The sequence below is a fragment of the Phocaeicola sp. HCN-6420 genome, assembly GCF_037890145.1.
Classification (GTDB): domain Bacteria; phylum Bacteroidota; class Bacteroidia; order Bacteroidales; family Bacteroidaceae; genus Phocaeicola.
Genome location: NZ_JBBKBJ010000094.1, coordinates 1 through 362, shown reverse-complemented (window position 1 = coordinate 362; position 362 = coordinate 1). Strand labels below are relative to the sequence as shown.

The following is a 362-nucleotide window of genomic DNA, read 5'->3' as shown; positions in this document are numbered from 1 at the left end:
TAAGGAAAAACCTGCTATTTTCGGCCTCCGCTTCCCGTTTCCGGGCATTTTTTCCTCACCTTTCGAATCATTTTCAAGTTTTTTCCGTGCAGTGTGGGAAATTTTTCTCTCCGTATCCATAATTTTTCCACTTTTCTCAGGACTTTCCGGAGAGAATTTATCAGCTATTCCGGCATTTTGGGGTTCCCGGAGCATTCTTTTCTGCCGGTCTTGTGCAGGCGCCCGCCGTGTTTTTTCTCCGTCATCCCGATTTTTATCCGGAATCTTTTGCGTTTTACGGATGCCGCCTGCCATGTTTTTTCCAGCCATACCGGTACTTTTTTCCCTTTTCTGCCTTTCCCGCTTATGGAAAATCTCCTGCT

At 46.1% G+C, this 362-nt stretch carries 1 protein-coding gene; it reads right to left on the bottom strand.

What is annotated here, in order from left to right; genetic code table 11:
- Positions 1 to 164: 164 nt before the first annotated feature.
- Positions 165 to 362: hypothetical protein (locus WKT12_RS16505; RefSeq protein ID WP_340320337.1), on the bottom strand; the 198-nt coding region annotated here is incomplete at its 5' end.